This is a genomic window from Cryobacterium sp. 10C3, assembly GCF_034314285.1.
GTDB lineage: Bacteria > Actinomycetota > Actinomycetes > Actinomycetales > Microbacteriaceae > Cryobacterium > Cryobacterium glucosi.
Map to the genome: position 1 here is coordinate 2,016,383 of NZ_JAVIWF010000002.1, position 16,359 is coordinate 2,032,741.

Genomic DNA, 16,359 nt, shown 5'->3' on the forward strand with positions numbered 1-16,359 from the left:
GTACCCGCGCTCGAGGACGCGTTCGGCGAGGAGCTCGATGAGGGTCGTGGTCTTCCCGGTGCCCGGGGCGCCGATGAGCGCGGCGGAGACCCCGTCGGCCAGCTCGAGGGCAGCCCGCTGGGAACCGTCGAGGGGGAAGGGAGGCGCGGAAACGTCGCGGTCGAGGGTCGGAATTCCGGGGCTGGTCACGTTTTCAAAGCTAGCGGGTTGCGCCGACAGTGAACGTTGTCCGGCTGCCCCGCCGTTCTGTCGTAATCTGGGCGCTTAGGCAACGAAAGGCGCATCTGGTGGATATCCGCATTGGCATCTTCAACTCTCCCCGTGAGATCAGCTTCGAGACGTCGCAGGCCGCGACCGAGGTCGAGGAAGCGGTAGCAGCCGCCCTCTCCGGTTCGACCGGGTACCTCAAGCTCGCCGACAGCAAGGGCCGGGTGTTCATCGTCCCGACGATCGGCCTCGCCTACGTCGAGCTGGGCTCCGAGGAGTCCCGTCGCGTCGGTTTCGTCGCGTAACACCGGCATGGAACTCCTCTTCGCCGCGCTCGGCGGGGCCGTCCTCGGCCTCGCGGCACGGTACGCGCTGCCCGGGCGCACGAACCACGGTGCCGTGCTGCTGCCCGCGATCGGCACGATCGTCGCCATGGTCGTCTGGGTCGCACTCACGTGGTTCGGCTGGGCCTGGGACGGTGGCTGGATCTGGTGGGCCACCCTCATCATCGCCGGCGGGGCATCCGTCGCGGCAGGCACGACCCTCGCGCGCTCACGCGTCGACGGTGACGCACGGATGCTGCACGAGCTGATGCGCACCGGTCGCCCGGGCCGCGCCTAGGCTTCCCTCGCGCCGAGCGCGAGTGTTCCGCCGTTGCGCGTGCGGTGCGCCACCCGCGCAGCGGCGAACCGCCCGCGCTCGAACGCGGGTTCATCGCCGCATGCTCAGGCGGTGAGGCCGAGGCCGTCCATTCGCCGGGTGTGCGCGGCGATCAGTTCGGTGAAGACCGGCTCGATGCGCTCCTCGGTGGGACCGGCTGCCAGAACGACGCCGGACGGGTCAGGCGTGCCCGCGAACGCGAGCGCGGAGCGGGCGATGAGCAGGGTGTCCCCGACCAGCCGGCGGCCCCAGAGGGCCAGGTGCGAGGCGAGCGGCGCATCCGCTGCGATCGCGGCCGCGAGCTGGGTCGCGAGGATCGCGGTCCCGGCATCCTCGCCGAGAAGGTGCGCGACCCGCGGGCCGACCTCACCGGGCAGCCCGTCGGAGAGCCGGATGAAGAAGTCGTCGAGCAGGCCCCCGGCGAGGTAGCAGCTCAGCAGCAGCTCGGTCCAGTCGGCGCCGCTGATCTCGGCACGGAAGGCGTCGAGGGCCGGTACGAACGGCGCCATCACGTCGGCGGGTTCCGCTCCGCGACGGCGGATCTCGGCGACGAGGCCCTGGTGCTTGGAGAGCGCGCGCCCAGCGGCGGTGCTGAGCGCCTGCTTGGCGGCGAGGTCCGGCGCGATCGCGACGGCGCGGGCGAGGCTCTCGAAGACGCCGAGCTCGAAGTATGCGGACTGGCCCAGGAACGGGAGCAGTTCGGGGGTGAGGTCCTTGATGTCCACTTTCGTGGTCGATGGACGTTCCCCCCGGGTGGTGAGCCGGGGGATAATCTCGACGCGCTTGGCGCGCCCATCAAACCAGGAGAACACCAGCCCAGCTTAGGACAGAGCTGCGGCATCCGCGCGGCCCGACACCGACCGCGCCCGCGTGGCTTCGGCTGCTTCCCAGACAGCTCCCGGTAAGGTGAGACAAGCCATCGGCGTGGATCGGTGGCTGGTGCCCGAGGCAGAAGACGGGCGCATCTTTCGTTTCCAGCTAATGACAGGCAAACTTTCGTGACTTTCTCCGAACTCAATATCGACCAGGACCTGGTTGACGCTCTCGCCAGCAAAGGCATCCTCGAGCCGTTCCCGATCCAGCTCCAGACCATCCCGCTCGCGATGAGCGGGCAGGACATCATCGGCCAGGCCCAGACCGGCACCGGCAAGACCCTCGGCTTCGGCCTCCCCTCATCCAGCGTCTCGGACTCGACCCCGAGCCCGGCGTGCAGGCGCTCGTGGTCGTCCCGACCCGCGAACTGTGTGCAGGTCAGCGAGGACCTCGAGATGGCCTCGCAGAACCGCAACACCAAGATCGTGTCCATCTACGGCGGCAAGGCGTACGAGGGCCAGATCGAGCAGCTCAAGGCCGGCGCCCAGATCGTCGTCGGCACCCCCGGCCGCCTGCTCGACCTCGCGAGCCAGCACCTGCTCAGCCTCGCCAACGTGCGCGAGATGGTCCTCGACGAGGCGGACAAGATGCTCGACCTCGGCTTCCTGTCCGACATCGAGCGGCTCTTCGCCCAGACGCCGTCGACCAGGCACACCATGCTCTTCTCCGCGACGATGCCCGGCCCGATCGTGGCCCTCGCCCGCCGGTTCATGAACCGGCCCATCCACATCCGCGCGCAGGAGCCCGACGAAGGCCTCATGCAGGCCAACATCCAGCACATCGTCTACCGTGCCCACAGCATGGACAAGGACGAGGTCATCGGCCGCATCCTGATGGCGGAGGGCCGCGGCAAGACCGTGATCTTCACCCGCACCAAGCGCGCGGCCGCCAAGCTCGTCGAGGAACTCGGCGACCGCGGCTTCAACGCGACCGCCGTCCACGGCGACCTCAACCAGGACCAGCGCGAACGCGCCATGGCCGCGTTCAAGGCAGGCAAGAAGGACATCCTGATCGCAACGGATGTCGCCGCTCGCGGAATCGACGTCGACGACGTCACCCACGTGATCAACCACACCATCCCCGAGGACGAGAAGGCGTACCTGCACCGCGTCGGGCGCACCGGGCGCGCGGGCAAGACCGGCATCGCGGTCACGTTCGTCGACTGGGACGACATGCACAAGTGGACGCTGATCAACACCGCACTCGACTTCGGCGTTCCGGTCCCCGTCGAAACGTACTCGTCCTCACCGCACCTGTACTCCGACCTCAACATCCCGGTCGGCTCGAAGGGGCGCCTGCGCATCTCGCCCGTGCGCGAGCACGCCGCGGGAAGCGGTCACTCCGACTCCGGCCGTTCGGACGGTCGCTCCGGTGGCGCCGGGCGCACCGGCGGCGCCGGCCGCTCCGGCGGATCGGGCCGCGGCGGAGACGGGGCACGCTCGGATTCGGGTCGCACCGCAGACGCCGGCCGTTCCGGTGCAGCACGCACCCGCACCCGTGTCAGCCAGTCCACCAACCCCGACGCCCCTGCTGTGACCCCCGCAGCGGGCACCCACGACGGCGGCGGAGCCCAGCACCACGACGGCAACAGCGCACCGCGCCGACGCAGCCGTTCGCGTCGCTCGGCTCCCGCGGCCGGCGGCGTCAACTAGCCGCTCCGGCCTCCAGCCGCCACTTTCGACAGAGAAGGGCGCGCCCGCTTCTGCGGGCGCGCCCTTCTGCGTGCCGCGACCGACAGCATCCGCGGCGGGTAGCTCGCTGAGGTGTCGCAGATCGAGGTTCCCGCAGCGCGCGAACCTCGATCTGCGACACCTCGCGGGGCCCTAGGCGAAGACGGGCTCCGAGCCGGTCGCCTGCTGCAGGATGCGGTCGAGCACCTCGGGCGTCGTGGTGTTCTCCCCGAGACGGTTCGGTTTGCCCTCGCCGTGGTAGTCGCTCGACCCCGTGACGACGAGACCGTACTTGGTCGCGAGCGAATAGAGCCGCGCCTTCGCGGCCGTCTTGTTCTCGCGGTGCTCGAGTTCGAGCCCGAAAAGCCCCGCCTCGACGAGGCGGGCGAGCCTGGCCTCCGGGATGACGTCGCCCGCTCCGCGGGTCGCGGGGTGCGCGATGACCGGCACTCCCCCGCCGCGACGACGAGGCCGACGGCGCGCAGCAGGTCGGGGGCGTAGTGCGGCTGGTAGTAGCCGGATTCCCAGTGCAGGATGCCCGCGAAGGCCTCGCTCCGAGTGAGGGCGAAGCCCCGGGCGACCAGGGCGTCGGCGATGTGCGGGCGGCCTACCGTGGCATCCGGTGTGGTCTGCGCGAGAACGTCATCCCAGGTGAGGGCGTAGTCGACACCGATCCTCTCGACCATCTCCTCGGCGCGGACGAGGCGGGCCTGCCGCACCCGCGCTGTCTCCGCGACGATTCCGGCGTCCGAAGGGTCGAAAAGATATGCCAGCAGGTGCACGCTCGCAGACGACACCCGAGTACTGAATTCCATTCCGGGAATGAGCGTGATGCCCGCGGTGCGGGCAGCTGCGGCCGCCTCGTGCCAGCCTGCCGTGGAGTCGTGGTCGGTCAGCGCGACGGTGCCGAGACCAGCGGCGGAAGCGGCCCGCACCAGCTGGGAGGGGGTCTCCGTGCCGTCTGAAACGCTCGAGTGCGCGTGCAGGTCGATGGGACCCCTGAATTGCCGTTCGCCTGCCATGACCCCATGCTAGTTGCGCAGGGACCGCCCACCGCCCGGTGCCCGCCCTCCCCTCGCCCCGGCGGCTCTCGCCGAAGATCCAGCGGGCAATGGGACAATGGGGCCATGGCCAATTCCACCGAAACCGTGCCCACCGTCACCGCCAAGCCCCGCCCGAACGAGAACCGTTCGACGACGCCGGGGTCGGACGGCTTCAAGTCCTACATCTCCAGCGGCTGGGCCGAGCGCGTCGACACGCTTCCGCCGGCCCGCGAGCAGGCGCCGTTCGCAGCGGCACGGCGTGCTCGCGTGTCCGCGATGTACCCGGGGCAGCGCCTCATCGTTCCGGCCGGCCGCCTCAAGCAGCGCTCGAACGACACCGACTACGCCTTCCGCGCCCACTCCGCCTTCTCGCACCTCACCGGCTGGGGCAGCGACGCCGAGCCCGGAGCCGTGCTCGTGCTCGAGCCGACGACGACCGGGCACGACGCGACGCTGTACTTCCGTGAGCGCGCCGGACGCGACTCCGACGAGTTCTACGCCAACGCGGACATCGGCGAGTTCTGGATCGGCCCGCGCCCCTCCATCGCCCAGGTGGCGAGCGACCTCGCCATCACCGTGCGCGGGATCGCCGACCTCGACTCTGTGCTCACGGTCGTCGACTCCGAGACGCTCGTCATCCGCGAGGCAGACCCGGCGTTCACCGTGGCCGTCGACGAGGGCCGCCTCCGCTTCGCCGCGGACAAGGTGCTCGGCGACAACGCCACGAACACTCCGTTCAGCCTCGAGGTCAACGGCGAGCACGAAACGGACGACCGTTTCGCCCGCGACCTGTCCGAGCTGCGCCTCGTGAAGGACTCCTACGAGATCGCCCAGATGCGCCTCGCGATCGCGGCCACCGGGCGGGGCTTCGAGGACGTCATTCGCGACCTGCCCCGGTCGAGCGCCCACGAACGCGGCGAACGCCTCGTCGAGGGCGTCTTCAACACCCGCGCCCGCTCCGACGGGAACGCGGTCGGGTACGACACGATCGCGGCCTCCGGCCCGCACGCGTGCATCCTGCACTGGACTCGCAACGACGGCCCGCTCAACCCGGGCGACCTGATCCTGCTCGATGCGGGTATCGAGGTCGACAGCTATTACACCGCTGACGTCACCCGCACCCTCCCCGTCGACGGCACCTTCTCCCCCGTGCAGCGTCGCGTGTATGAGGCCGTGCGCGAGGCAGCGGATGCCGCGTTCGCCGTGGCCAGGCCCGGCGCGATCTTCCGTGAGGTGCACGCCGCAGCCATGGCGGTCATCGCCCGCCGGACCGCGGAGTGGGGCATGCTCCCTGTCACCGCCGAGGAGGCGCTCAAGCCGGAGAACGGGCAGCACCGCCGGTACATGGTGCACGGCACGAGCCATCACCTCGGCATCGACGTGCACGACTGCGCCCAGGCCAGGCGCGACATGTACCTGGACGGCGTGATCGAGGCCGGGATGATCTTCACGATCGAACCGGGCCTGTACTTCCAGCCGGACGACCTCACCGTGCCGTTCGAGTTCCGCGGCATCGGTGTCCGCATCGAGGACGACGTGCTGATCACGGCGACGGGCGCCGAAAACCTGTCCGTCGGCATCCCCCGCACCGCCGACGACGTCGAGGCCTGGATCGCCTCTCTCACCGCCTGACCCGCCTCACCCGCCGCGAAAGCGGGTGAATCGTCGTTCTCACGAGGTCAAACCGACGATTCACCCGCCTTCGCGAGCCTGCGTGGGCTGTGGAGCTGCGGCTAGTCGGTGGATGCGGTGGGCGAGGCTTCCGGGGCGGGCGTGACCGCCGGAGGGGCGAACTGGCCGTACGGCGGGGCAGGCTGGTCCGGACGGGCCGCCGGGGCCGTGGGCTCCGGCTGGGCAGGCTCCGGATCGACGGACCTGACCGCGACGGGTTCCACTGTGCCGTGCAGGAGGTTGCGCGCCTTGTTCACGAGCGCGGCCTCGACGATGATCTGGTAGTTGCTCGCCATCACCTGCATCGTCGAGGTGAAGTCACGGCGCCTGCGGTTGAGCGCGTAGCTCACAACACCGAACAGCATCCCGAATCCGGCGCCCATCAGCACCGCAGCGAGGACGAAGGGCAGTCCAGCCCCGGTCGGCGAGAAGATGAAGAACAACAGGCCGAAGAAGATTCCGAGCCAGGCGCCGGAGGCCGCACCGGCGAGGGCGACGCGTCCCCAGGTCAGTTTCCCGGTGACTCGCTCGACGGTCTTGAGGTCGTTGCCGACGATTGAGAGCTGCTTGACCGGGAAATCAGCCTTCGCCAGGGTGTCGACTGCGGCCTGCGCCTCGGCATACGTCTCATAGGTCGCGAGCACCTCGCCCTTGGGTAAAACGGGGAACAGGGCCGGACCGCGATTGCCAAAAGGGTTCTGATTGCTCATGCCGCCATTCTTCCACAGCACGCCGAAGGGCCGCAGGTGGCCTACATTTGTAACGTGACTGCCACCAGAGTCTTCGTCGCCCGATTGGCCGGGTGTTCCGTCTTCGACCCCGCGGGCGACCGCGTCGGCAAGGTCCGTGACGTGCTCGTGGTCTACCGAAAAGACGATCCGCCCCTCGCGGTCGGACTCATTGTGGAAATCCCGGGCAAGCGCCGCGTCTTCGTGTCGATGAGCCGGGTAACGAGCATCGGCTCCGGCCAGATCATCACGACCGGCCTGATCAACGTGCGCCGCTTCGAACAGCGCGGCGGCGAGGTCCGCGTCATTGCCGAGCTCCTGGGCCGCGAGGTCATCTTCAACGACGGCTCCGGCGAGGCGACCGTCGAGGACGTGTCGATCGAGGAGACCAAGCAGGGAGCCTGGGAGATCGCCCAGCTCTTCGTCCGCCGTCCCAAGGCGAGCGTGTCCCTCTTCGCGAAGGGCGCGACGACGTTCGCCACCTGGAGCGACGTCCGCGAGAAGACCACCGTCGGCCAGGCCCAGTCCGCCGAGCAGCTCATCGCGACCTATTCCGACCTCAAGCCCGCCGACCTCGCCAACACGATGCTCGACCTTCCGCCCGAGCGCATGCACGAGGTCGCGAGCGAGCTTCCCGACGGCCGCCTCGCCGACGTCCTCGAGGAGATGCCGGAGACCGAACAGGTCGCCATCCTCACCCGGCTCGGCGACGCCCGCGCCGCCGACGTGCTCGACCACATGCAACCGGACGACGCAGCCGACCTCATCGCCCAGCTGCCTGAGGAACACGGCGAGCAGCTGCTCGACCTGATGGAGCCGGAGGAAGCCGACGACGTGCGCTTCCTGCTCACCTACGCGCCGGACACGGCCGGTGGCCTGATGACGACGGAGCCCATCATCGTCTCCGCCGACGCGACCGTCGCAGAGGGCCTCGCCCTGATCCGCCGCCACGACCTCGCGCCAGCGCTCGGAGCTGCGATCTGCGTCACCCTCCCGCCGTACGAGCCGCCGACCGGCCGTTTCCTCGGCATGGTGCATTTCCAGCGGATGCTGCGCTACCCGCCGCACGAGCGCCTCGGCACGCTGCTCGACCAGGGTCTCGACCCCGTCACCGCAGACACCTCGGCCGCGGAGGTCACCCGGATCCTCGCGAGCTACGACCTCGTCTCCGTTCCCGTTGTCGACGACAACCACCGACTCGTCGGGGTGGTGACAATTGACGATGTCCTCGACTACCTGTTGCCAGACGACTGGCGAAGTCACGACGGCAATGACGATGTACGCCGCCGGGCAGCCGCCCGCAGCGAGCTGAAGACGGGAAGTATCCCGCTGCCACACGGACGGAGGACCGGCAATGGCCCGAAGTGATCGCTCGGATCAACGCCTCGACTCGCCCAAGGGCCTGCGCGTCGCTCCCCTGTCGCGAACCAGGAACCGCAATCGCAACCGCGACCGGCCGTCGAGCGACCGTTTCGGCCGGCTGACAGAGGCCATCGCCCGCGGCATGGGCACCCCGTGGTTCCTGCTCGGGCTCACGCTTTTCGTTCTCTTCTGGATGGGCTGGAACACCCTCGCCCCCGTCGCATGGCGCTTCGACTCCGTCGCGCTCGGCTTCATCGCACTCACCCTCGTGCTCTCGATGCAGGCCTCCTATGCCGCCCCGATGATCCTGCTCGCGCAGAACCGTCAGGACGACCGCGACAGGGTCCAGTTCGAACAGGACCGGCAGCGCGCCGAACGCAACCTCGCCGACACCGAGTACCTCGCCCGCGAGGTCGTCGCCCTCCGCCTCGGCATGAAGGACCTCGCCTCCCGCGACTTCCTCCGCAGCGAACTCCGCGCCCTGCTCGAGAACCTCGAACAGCGTGAGGACGAGGAGAAGCGCAGCCGCAAACGCTCCCGCAAGGGCGACCGCGAGCGGGAAATCGACCACGACCACGACCACGACCGCGAGGCAGGCCAGGACAGGGCAACCGCCACGGCGCAGGCGACGGCACGGGGCGTCGAACCCACAACCGCACCAGCTGCGTCAGCCGTACCCGCACCATCAGCCGCACCGGCAACGCCCGCCTCACCCCCGGCATCCGCCAGGACCATCGAGGAGCGACCCCCGATTGGCCGCTGACTCGCCCCTGGCACCGGGTACGGCAACCGCCGACCCCGCCGGGATCGACGCCAGGGTCGGCGCTGCGCTCTCCCGGGTGATCGACCCGGAGATCCGCAAGCCGATCACCGAGCTCGGCATGGTCGCCGGGGTGCACACCGGGAACGGGCACACCACCGTCGACCTGCTGCTCACGATCGCCGGATGCCCCGCCGCACGCCAGATCGAACGGGACGTGCTCGAGACGGCAGAGTCCGTCGCCGGTCCAGGACACGTGACCGTGTCGGTCGGCGTGATGACCCGTGAGCAGCGCCGCACGATGACCGAGAAACTCCGCGGCGGCGCGGCCGCGCGCACGACGCAGTTCGGTGCGGGTTCCCTCACCCGGGTCTACCTCGTGACGAGCGGCAAGGGCGGCGTCGGCAAGTCGACGATCACGGCGAACCTCGCCGTCGCGCTCTCCGGCCGCGGCCTCAAGGTCGGCGTCGTCGACGCGGATGTCTACGGTTTCTCCATTCCCGGACTGCTCGGCCTCGTCACGCCCGGCGTCGACGGCGCCAAGGGGACAGCGGTCAAACCGACCAGGGTCGGCGACATGATCCTGCCGCCGATCAATTACGACGTGAAGGTCATCTCGATCGGCATGTTCGTGGAGGACGGCGGCGTCGCGGTCGCCTGGCGCGGGCCGATGCTGCACCGGACGATCACCCAGTTCCTCACCGAGGTCTACTTCGGCGACCTCGACGTGCTCCTGCTCGACCTCCCGCCAGGGACCGGCGACGTGGCGATCTCGATCGGTCAGCTGCTGCCCCAGGCCGAGGTCATCGTCGTGACGACCCCGCAGCCCGCCGCGGCGGACATCGCCGAACGCAGCGGCGTCGTCGCCCGCCAGACCGGGCAGACCATCTTCGGCGTGATCGAGAACATGTCCGGCGCCCTCCAGCCCGACGGCAGCCTGCTCGAGCTCTTCGGCGCCGGAGGCGGAGCCGAGGTCGCGCGGCGACTCTCGGCCGGCCAGGACACGCCGGTGCCGCTCCTGGCGAGCGTCCCTCTCAGCGTTCCGCTCCGCACCGGCGGCGACGACGGTCGCCCGGTCGTGCTGAGCGACCCGCTCGACCCGGCGGCCCTCGCGATCGACGCGGTCGCCGAGCGGCTGTTCTCCCGCGCCCGCGGCCTCTCCGGCCGCAGCCTCGGCGTCTCCCTCAAATAACGCCGGTCACCGCGCCGCGCGCCCGGGCGTGAGGTGTCGCATATCGACGTTCACACGGCCCGCGAACGTCGATGTGCGACACCTCAGGGTCGGGACGACGCTAGGGCTCGAGGTCGGCGAACAGCTCGGGCTGCGGGTCCGCGAACAGTTCGGGCTGCGAGGTCGGCGCGGCCGTACTCGTCGGCGGCTGCGGACGCCGCACGTGCACGGCCGCACCGGCCGCGAGGTACACCTCCCGCGGCTTGCCGGCGTCAGACTGCTTGACCGAGGAGATCCAGATCGCCTCCGGGTGAACGTCACGGCCCGCACGGACGTCCTCCGCGGTCCGGAGCTTGGCCACGCGGTGGAGCACGCCGCCGAACCAGATCTTCGCGACGATGTCGGCGACGGTGAGCATGATCTGCATGACCACGATGAGCGTCCCACCGGAGCCGACGAGCGGCATCGCGTACACGATCGGGTACACCGCCCACGAGGACAGCAGCAGTATGGTCGCGGAGCGCAGCAGTGCGGCCGAATCCACCGTGAGCACGGGCAGGGAGCGCCGCACCACGCTCGCGAGCAGGGCCGTCGTCGCCAGCCAGAACACTCCGGCGGCGATCCCCCACCCGACGAGCGCGGCGGCATCCGTGCCCCCCGAGGCGACGATCGCGCCCAGGTACGCCAGGAACACCATGAAGAAACCGCCGGCCATCGCGATCAGGCGGATGCGCCGGGCCACGCCGCCGAGGACGACGCACACGGCGAGGAGCTCGATGACGACGAGGGGAACCGCAACCGACCACTCGACGTAGCGCACGCCGAAGGTGAGGAGCGCAAGCCCGTTGGGCACGAACTCCGCGCCTTCACGGGTATACCCGAAGAGAAGACCGGACAGGAGGACGAGGTAGAGACAGGAACATGGCGCTCATGATGCCGAGCCGCGCGACAACGGCGGTCCGGTACCGGGCGCCGACCTCCCCCGGGTCACCCAGGCCCGCAGGAAACCCACGAAGAAGCACAGGGCGCCCATCCCCACGAAATAGCAGATGAGCTGGTACTGGGCCGGGGAGAGTCCGGCCTCCCACGGGGCGGCCAGGGATCGGACTAACACGGATACCCTTCATCAGCGACGGTGTCTTCGAAACGTGAGTGCGTCAGGAACGAGCAGGAGAGCCAGGAGCGAACGGTCGTGGAACGAGTGTCAGGATCGTGATTTCAGGACAGGGACGACCGGCGGCGGTTCCACGGAGAAGAACAGGCCGCCCGCGCTGTTCGCCGACACCATCAGCCGCTCGATCCAGTCCCGGTTGATGTTCGGCACCCGGCTGACCGAATAGCGGTAATAGAGTGTGCTGCTGGCATCGAGCCAGATGGCGCTGCGCCCGCTCTCGGTCTCGTCATCGGCCGACTCCGTCCACGAAAAAATGAAGCCCTCCCTGCGCCGCAGTTTCGTCGTAATGACGATCTGCAGGTGCATCAGGGCACGATCCTCAAAACTGACCACAATTCCTGGACTGCCGTACAACAACGTACCCATGAGCTCCCCCTCCGGATGGCTTACTCTAACGGACGAATCCCCCGCCGCCTAGCAGCTGCTATCCGGACGCGTCACCGGCTCCACCGAGCGTAGCCGCATGGTCGGGGACGGTGCGGTTGAGTTCGCGCGGCGGACGCTCGTAGTCGGCGCCCTGCGGCCGATGCGGAATCGAGACCCGCGGCGGTTCACGGTGCTCGTACGGCACGATCGAGAGCAGATGGTTGATCATGTTGAGCCTGGCCGCGAGCTTGTCCTCGCTCTCGACGACCCACCAGGGCGCCTCGGCGATGTCGGTGTGCACGAACATCTCATCCTTGGCCTTGGAGTAGTCCACCCACTTCGTGATCGAGAGCAGGTCGGTCTCCGAGAGCTTCCAGCGACGCATCGGGTCCTTGAGCCTCGAGCGGAACCGGGCCTCCTGCTCGTGGTCGGATACGGAGAACCAATACTTGACGAGGAGGATCCCGTCCTCGACCAGCATCCGCTCGAAGAGGGGCGCCTGGTGCAGGAACCGGCGGTACTCGTCGGGGGTGCAGTACCCCATCACGCGTTCGACGCCGGCCCGGTTGTACCAGGAGCGGTCCATCAGCACCATCTCCCCGTCGACGGCAGGTGCTCGATGTACCGCTGGAAATACCACTGGCCACGCTCACGGTCTGTCGGCACCGGCAGCGCGACGATCCGGGCGATCCGCGGATTCAGGTACTCCGTGACCCGCTTGATGGCCGAGCCCTTGCCCGCAGCATCGCGGCCCTCGAAGATCACGACGATGCGGGCGCCCGACTCGCGCACCCACTCCTGCATGGCGACGAGCTCCGTCTGCAGCCTGCGCAGCTCGGCGTTGTATTCGGCCTTGCGGATCCTGCCTGGTGTGGGTTTCTTCTTCGCCATCCCCGACCTTTCGTTCGCGTGATGACAGCCTAGGAGCCAGAACGACCCGGATGGCTCTATCCGGCGCGGGCGAGTCTGTCTATCCTGTTCCGAACAGTCGCGGGCGACAGGTTAGGAGCGGGATGGCGCTGGAACACCGCACCCTCATTTCCTCGGTCCAGCGCGCCCTGAGGATCGTTGACATCGTCTCGGGCGCCCCCGGCCGATGCCCGTCAAGGCGGTCGCCCAGGCCTCGGGGCTCAGCCTCGGCACGGCGTACAACCTGACCAGGACCCTCGTGCACGAGGGCTATCTCGGCACGGAGCCCGACGGCCTCGTCCTCGGGCTCCGGTTCCCGAGCCTCCGCGACGCAGACGCCGGCGTCTTTCTCGCCCGGGTGCGCCACACCCTCCGCCAGGTTGCCGGGGAGAACGGCGCGACGGCGTACCTCGCGCGCTTCAGCGACGGGAGGGTGGGCCTCATCGACATCGTCGACGCCGCGGGCACCCCGAGATCCGAGCCGTGGACAGGGCTCAGCGCCAGCCCGTACGCCTCCGCACTCGGCCGCCAGATCCTCTCCCAGCTCAGCCGCGAGCAGCGCGCCGACTTCCTCGCCGCGCACGGCCGTCCGCCGGGGGCCCACGCCGCGCCGGGGGCGCCAGACGCCCGTGGCATCCCCGCCGCGCACGCTGCCCATGTCGCATACGCCGCAAACGGTTCGAACGCTGCGCACCTGGCAGGCCCGGCGAGCGTGACGAACGCGGGCACGGCCGCCGGCACACACACGGCAACGCACCTCTATGGCACGGTCACGCTCCCCCGCCCGGCGGATGCCCGCGGCACGCACCAGGGAGCGGCCCACGGCAACGCGTGCCTCGCGGTCCCGGTGCGGGCGCCCGGCGTGATCGCCGCCCTCGGTGTCGCCGTGATCGGGGAGTGGGGGACAGCCGAACTCGGCGCGCTCACGCTGCGGTTGCGCGCATCGGCGAACGCTCTCGCGGCGCAGCTCGGCGCCGAACGGCCCGTGCAGGCCCGTGCCTGAGCGGACGGCCGTTGTCGGGTGCTGCTACGTGGCCTCCGAGTCGAACGGAGCGGGTTCCGCCGGCGCGAGGGCGTTCTCCTTCGCCCGCTTCCTGGACAGGTATGCGCCGTTCGGGTTCGGCGACACCCGGGACACGACGGCGGACTGCTCCTTGACCGGTTCATCCTCGATGAGGGCCTCACGGATGATCCGGCGCGGGTCGTACTGGCGCGGGTCGAGCTTCTTCCAGTCGACGTCGTCGAATTCGGGGCCCATCTCGTCGCGCATGCGTTCCTTGGCGCCGTTGGCCAGGTCCCGGAGCTGCCGGACGAGCCGGGCGAGCTGGGCCGCGTAGTGGGGAAGCTTCTCGGGTCCGAGCAGGAAGACGGCGACGATCCCGACCAGGAGGAGCTTCTCGAACGTCAAACCAAGCATAGGTTGAGGATAACGCGCGGCGGGGCCTCCTCCGACCGGCGGGGAGCCCCCTTAAGCTGGACCCATACAAAACTGGAGTTGCACCGTGTCTGACAAAGATTTGAACTGGAAGTTTTCCGACGACTCTGTCGTTGAGAGCGAGGCCGTCATCCGGGCGCGCCAGCAGTCGCTCGAGCTCGGCATCGACGCGATCTCCCCGGCGGTCGGTGCCCAGTCGGCCGTGATCGCCGCAGCGACCGGAGCACGCAGCATCCTCGAGGTCGGCACGGGGGCCGGCGTCTCCGGCATCTGGCTCCTGACCGGGGCGCCAGGGGCTACCCTCACCTCGATCGACACCGAGGTCGACCACCAGCAGCACGCCCGCGCCCTGTTCACGGAGGCGAAGATCCCGGCGAACCGGGTACGGCTGATCACGGGCAAGGCAGCGGATGTCCTCCCCGGATGAATGAGAACTCGTACGACATCGTCTTCATCGACGCCGACCCGCAGTCGGTCATCGAATACGTCGAGCACGGGCTGCGGCTGGCCCGGCCGGGCGGAACCGTGCTCGTGGCCCACGCCCTCTGGCGCGGCCGCGTCGCGAACCCGGCGCAGCGCGACGAGGTCGCCACCGGCTTCCGCACCCTGCTGAGCGAGATCAGCGGCTCGACCGCCGTGATCAGCGCCCTGTCGCCCGTCGGCGACGGCCTGCTGCAGATCACCAAGCTCCGCGCGTAGCGCACCGGCACGAAAAGATCGGCCGCGCAGCAGGGCTGCACGGCCGATCCGTAATTCTCCTCGGTTACGAGGTGGAGACGTGATCTCCGACGCTAGGCAACCGGGCGTACTACGCCGGCGAGTGCATCGTGAAGCTCCTTGGCTTCCGCGTCGTTCACAGAGACGACGAGTCGTCCTCCGCCCTCGAGCGGAACACGCACAATGATCAGGCGCCCCTCCTTTACAGCCTCCATTGGCCCGTCTCCGGTCCGTGGCTTCATGGCCGCCATGAACTCCCCTTCCACTCATTCGTCTGAACTTCTATTATCGACCATCGCGGCCCGAGACGAAAATTCACGAGGTCCGGGCGGGTAACGAAGGCGGTCGCGCACGGTTAGGGCGGCGTCCAGTCCTTACCGTCGACGCCCCAGCAGATCAGCAGCCACCCCCACTGGCCGAGGACGCACAGCACCACGATCCCGATCCGGTACCAGAGCCGTTTCGGCTGCGCGATCGCGCCGAGCACCGGGAACATCGGCATCAGCAGCCGGAAGGTGCTCGATTGCGGGAAGAAGACCGCGAAGAGGTAGAGCCCGTATGCGGCGAGCCAGAATCTCAGGTCCACGCCGAGCCGGCGGACCGCGGGAGTGAACAGCAGGACGGCGAAGCCGACGACGAGCGCGAGCACCACGACGATGCCGAGCGGTGTGCCGAGCCACCAGATCCCGCCCTGGAACCAGGCTGTGAAGGGCACGAGTTCCTGGTAACCGATGTACGAGGACCGCCAGGCGAGCTCGGTGTCGGTGTATGCGGTCGCCGAGCCGGTCGCGATCCAGGCGATGAGCGGCCAGGCGAAGCCGCTGAGGGCGCTGAAGACGGTGACGGATGCAGCGGTGAGGCGTTCTGCCGCTGGGAACGGGTCGCTGCGACGGGTCAGCCAGCGATGCACGATGTGGAACCCGAGTGCGAGGGCGAAGGCGAGGCCGCTCGGCCGGGTGAACGCCATCACCGCGACCACGGGGAACAGCAGCACGTAGCGCCGTTCGAGGAGCAGCAGGAGGGCGAGGGTGAGGAAGAAGAGGTACATCGCCTCGGCGTAGCCGAACTGCAGGATCGGGGTCAGGGGCGCGACGCAGAACAGCACGACGGCGAACAGTGCGGTGCCGCGGCCCTGGACGCGCAGCATCAGCCGGTAGAAGACCAGGGTGGCCCCGAGGCTGAAGGCGAGCGAGACGACCACGGCGGCCGGCGCCCACGGCGCCCCGGTGAGGAACATCAGGACGCGCACGACGGCGGGGTAGCCGGGCAGGAACGCCCACGCGTTCTCGCCGATGTGGCCGGTGCTCGTGACGGGCAGCACCGCCGGGTAGCCGGACACGGCGACGATATTGTACCAGCGGGCGTCCCAGATGTTGGCGAAGTCGAAGTACCCCGGGCTGGCGCCGGTCCACGGGTTCGCGCCCTGGACGCGCGCCAGGATCAGGACGAGGGTGGTCGTCACAACGCGGGACAGCACCCAGATGCCGGCGACACCGGCCCACCACGGGGCCAGCCGGGCGCGGGCCCGCCAGCGGGCCGGCAGCATCCGCTGCGCCGCCTGGGACGGCGGGACCCGCGGCGTTGGCGACGTCCCGCGCAGCGAGCGCGGCGGT

The 16,359-nt window shown here is 69.3% G+C and carries 15 protein-coding genes and 4 pseudogenes; 9 read left to right on the forward strand and 10 right to left on the reverse strand.

What is annotated here, in order from left to right:
• Positions 1-287: 287 nt before the first annotated feature.
• Both RGU41_RS10445 and RGU41_RS10450 read left to right on the forward strand, forming a co-directional pair.
• The gene (locus RGU41_RS10445; protein ID WP_134449555.1) at positions 288-512 is read left to right on the forward strand and encodes a DUF3107 domain-containing protein; all 225 of its coding nucleotides are present in this window, start codon (positions 288-290) and stop codon (positions 510-512) included.
• A 7-nt stretch (positions 513-519) separates the two neighbouring features.
• Positions 520-828, forward strand: a complete 309-nt coding sequence (locus tag RGU41_RS10450) for a hypothetical protein (protein WP_134449554.1) — start codon at positions 520-522, stop codon at positions 826-828.
• A gap of 104 nt (positions 829-932) precedes the next feature.
• On the opposite strand, the gene RGU41_RS10455 is transcribed toward RGU41_RS10450, so the two are convergent.
• On the reverse strand, positions 933-1,592 hold the full coding sequence (locus RGU41_RS10455; RefSeq protein WP_322136176.1) for a ferritin-like fold-containing protein: 660 nt from the start codon (positions 1,590-1,592) through the stop codon (positions 933-935).
• A 273-nt stretch (positions 1,593-1,865) separates the two neighbouring features.
• Between RGU41_RS10455 and RGU41_RS10460 the strand changes: the two genes are divergently transcribed.
• On the forward strand, positions 1,866-3,392 hold the full coding sequence (locus RGU41_RS10460) for a DEAD/DEAH box helicase (RefSeq protein ID WP_322136177.1): 1,527 nt from the start codon (positions 1,866-1,868) through the stop codon (positions 3,390-3,392).
• Positions 3,393-3,563: 171 nt separating this feature from the next.
• Here the strand turns inward: RGU41_RS10460 and RGU41_RS10465 are convergent.
• Positions 3,564-4,432, reverse strand: a pseudogene (locus RGU41_RS10465) (PHP domain-containing protein).
• A gap of 105 nt (positions 4,433-4,537) precedes the next feature.
• Here RGU41_RS10465 and RGU41_RS10470 point away from each other — a divergent pair.
• Positions 4,538-6,085, forward strand: coding sequence for an aminopeptidase P family protein (locus tag RGU41_RS10470; protein ID WP_174774611.1), 1,548 nt, complete (start codon positions 4,538-4,540; stop codon positions 6,083-6,085).
• Between the two features lie 101 nt (positions 6,086-6,186).
• Here the strand turns inward: RGU41_RS10470 and RGU41_RS10475 are convergent, their stop codons facing one another.
• The gene (locus RGU41_RS10475) at positions 6,187-6,834 is read right to left on the reverse strand and encodes a general stress protein (protein WP_134449549.1); all 648 of its coding nucleotides are present in this window, start codon (positions 6,832-6,834) and stop codon (positions 6,187-6,189) included.
• A gap of 54 nt (positions 6,835-6,888) precedes the next feature.
• Here RGU41_RS10475 and RGU41_RS10480 point away from each other — a divergent pair, with 54 nt between their 5' ends.
• The 3 genes and pseudogenes from RGU41_RS10480 to RGU41_RS10490 all read left to right on the forward strand — a co-directional run bounded on the left by RGU41_RS10480 (position 6,889) and on the right by RGU41_RS10490 (position 10,166).
• A complete protein-coding gene (locus RGU41_RS10480) occupies positions 6,889-8,220 on the forward strand; it encodes a magnesium transporter MgtE N-terminal domain-containing protein (RefSeq protein ID WP_134449548.1) in 1,332 nt (443 codons plus the stop codon).
• Positions 8,207-8,731: pseudogene (locus RGU41_RS10485) on the forward strand (DUF1003 domain-containing protein); the annotation flags it as partial. The gene RGU41_RS10480 and the pseudogene RGU41_RS10485, both read left to right, overlap by 14 nt.
• 235 nt (positions 8,732-8,966) lie before the next feature.
• Entirely contained in the window at positions 8,967-10,166 is a 1,200-nt protein-coding gene (locus RGU41_RS10490) for a P-loop NTPase (RefSeq protein WP_134449546.1), read from the forward strand.
• Positions 10,167-10,266: 100 nt separating this feature from the next.
• On the opposite strand, the gene RGU41_RS10495 is transcribed toward RGU41_RS10490, so the two are convergent.
• The 4 genes and pseudogenes from RGU41_RS10495 to ppk2 form a co-directional block, all read right to left on the reverse strand.
• Positions 10,267-10,998, reverse strand: a complete 732-nt coding sequence (locus RGU41_RS10495; protein ID WP_322136178.1) for a bacteriorhodopsin — start codon at positions 10,996-10,998, stop codon at positions 10,267-10,269.
• Between the two features lie 75 nt (positions 10,999-11,073).
• Complete coding sequence (locus RGU41_RS10500) at positions 11,074-11,259, reverse strand: hypothetical protein (RefSeq protein WP_322136179.1); 186 nt, start codon at positions 11,257-11,259, stop codon at positions 11,074-11,076.
• A 90-nt stretch (positions 11,260-11,349) separates the two neighbouring features.
• Positions 11,350-11,625, reverse strand: coding sequence for an ATP-dependent DNA ligase (locus tag RGU41_RS10505; protein WP_241975346.1), 276 nt, complete (start codon positions 11,623-11,625; stop codon positions 11,350-11,352).
• A gap of 118 nt (positions 11,626-11,743) precedes the next feature.
• Positions 11,744-12,576, reverse strand: a pseudogene (gene ppk2, locus RGU41_RS10510) (polyphosphate kinase 2).
• Positions 12,577-12,781: 205 nt separating this feature from the next.
• Between ppk2 and RGU41_RS10515 the strand changes: the two are divergent.
• A complete protein-coding gene (locus RGU41_RS10515) occupies positions 12,782-13,597 on the forward strand; it encodes a helix-turn-helix domain-containing protein (RefSeq protein WP_322136180.1) in 816 nt (271 codons plus the stop codon).
• Between the two features lie 24 nt (positions 13,598-13,621).
• On the opposite strand, the gene RGU41_RS10520 is transcribed toward RGU41_RS10515, so the two are convergent.
• Entirely contained in the window at positions 13,622-14,011 is a 390-nt protein-coding gene (locus RGU41_RS10520; RefSeq protein ID WP_134449542.1) for a Sec-independent protein translocase TatB, read from the reverse strand.
• Between the two features lie 85 nt (positions 14,012-14,096).
• On the opposite strand from RGU41_RS10520, the pseudogene RGU41_RS10525 reads away from it, so the two are divergent.
• Positions 14,097-14,728, forward strand: a pseudogene (locus RGU41_RS10525) (O-methyltransferase).
• Between the two features lie 92 nt (positions 14,729-14,820).
• Here the strand turns inward: RGU41_RS10525 and RGU41_RS10530 are convergent.
• Positions 14,821-14,997 (reverse strand): DUF3117 domain-containing protein, encoded by a 177-nt coding sequence (locus RGU41_RS10530; RefSeq protein WP_134449540.1) that lies wholly within the window; start codon positions 14,995-14,997, stop codon positions 14,821-14,823.
• Between the two features lie 104 nt (positions 14,998-15,101).
• Positions 15,102-16,292, reverse strand: a complete 1,191-nt coding sequence (locus RGU41_RS10535; RefSeq protein ID WP_134449539.1) for a hypothetical protein — start codon at positions 16,290-16,292, stop codon at positions 15,102-15,104.
• Between the last annotated feature and the right edge of the window lie 67 nt (positions 16,293-16,359).

What these genes read in the sequence shown, in the direction of transcription:
- RGU41_RS10450 (WP_134449554.1), top strand. Translation starts at nt 520, where the DNA reads ATGGAACTCCTCTTCGCCGCGCTCGGCGGGGCCGTCCTCGGCCTCGCG.
- RGU41_RS10470 (WP_174774611.1), top strand. Translation starts at nt 4,538, where the DNA reads ATGGCCAATTCCACCGAAACCGTGCCCACCGTCACCGCCAAGCCCCGC.
- RGU41_RS10475 (WP_134449549.1), bottom strand. Translation starts at nt 6,834, where the DNA reads ATGAGCAATCAGAACCCTTTTGGCAATCGCGGTCCGGCCCTGTTCCCC.
- RGU41_RS10505 (WP_241975346.1), bottom strand. Translation starts at nt 11,625, where the DNA reads ATGCACCTGCAGATCGTCATTACGACGAAACTGCGGCGCAGGGAGGGC.
- RGU41_RS10515 (WP_322136180.1), top strand. Translation starts at nt 12,782, where the DNA reads ATGCCCGTCAAGGCGGTCGCCCAGGCCTCGGGGCTCAGCCTCGGCACG.
- RGU41_RS10520 (WP_134449542.1), bottom strand. Translation starts at nt 14,011, where the DNA reads ATGCTTGGTTTGACGTTCGAGAAGCTCCTCCTGGTCGGGATCGTCGCC.
- RGU41_RS10530 (WP_134449540.1), bottom strand. Translation starts at nt 14,997, where the DNA reads ATGGCGGCCATGAAGCCACGGACCGGAGACGGGCCAATGGAGGCTGTA.
- RGU41_RS10535 (WP_134449539.1), bottom strand. Translation starts at nt 16,292, where the DNA reads ATGCTGCCGGCCCGCTGGCGGGCCCGCGCCCGGCTGGCCCCGTGGTGG.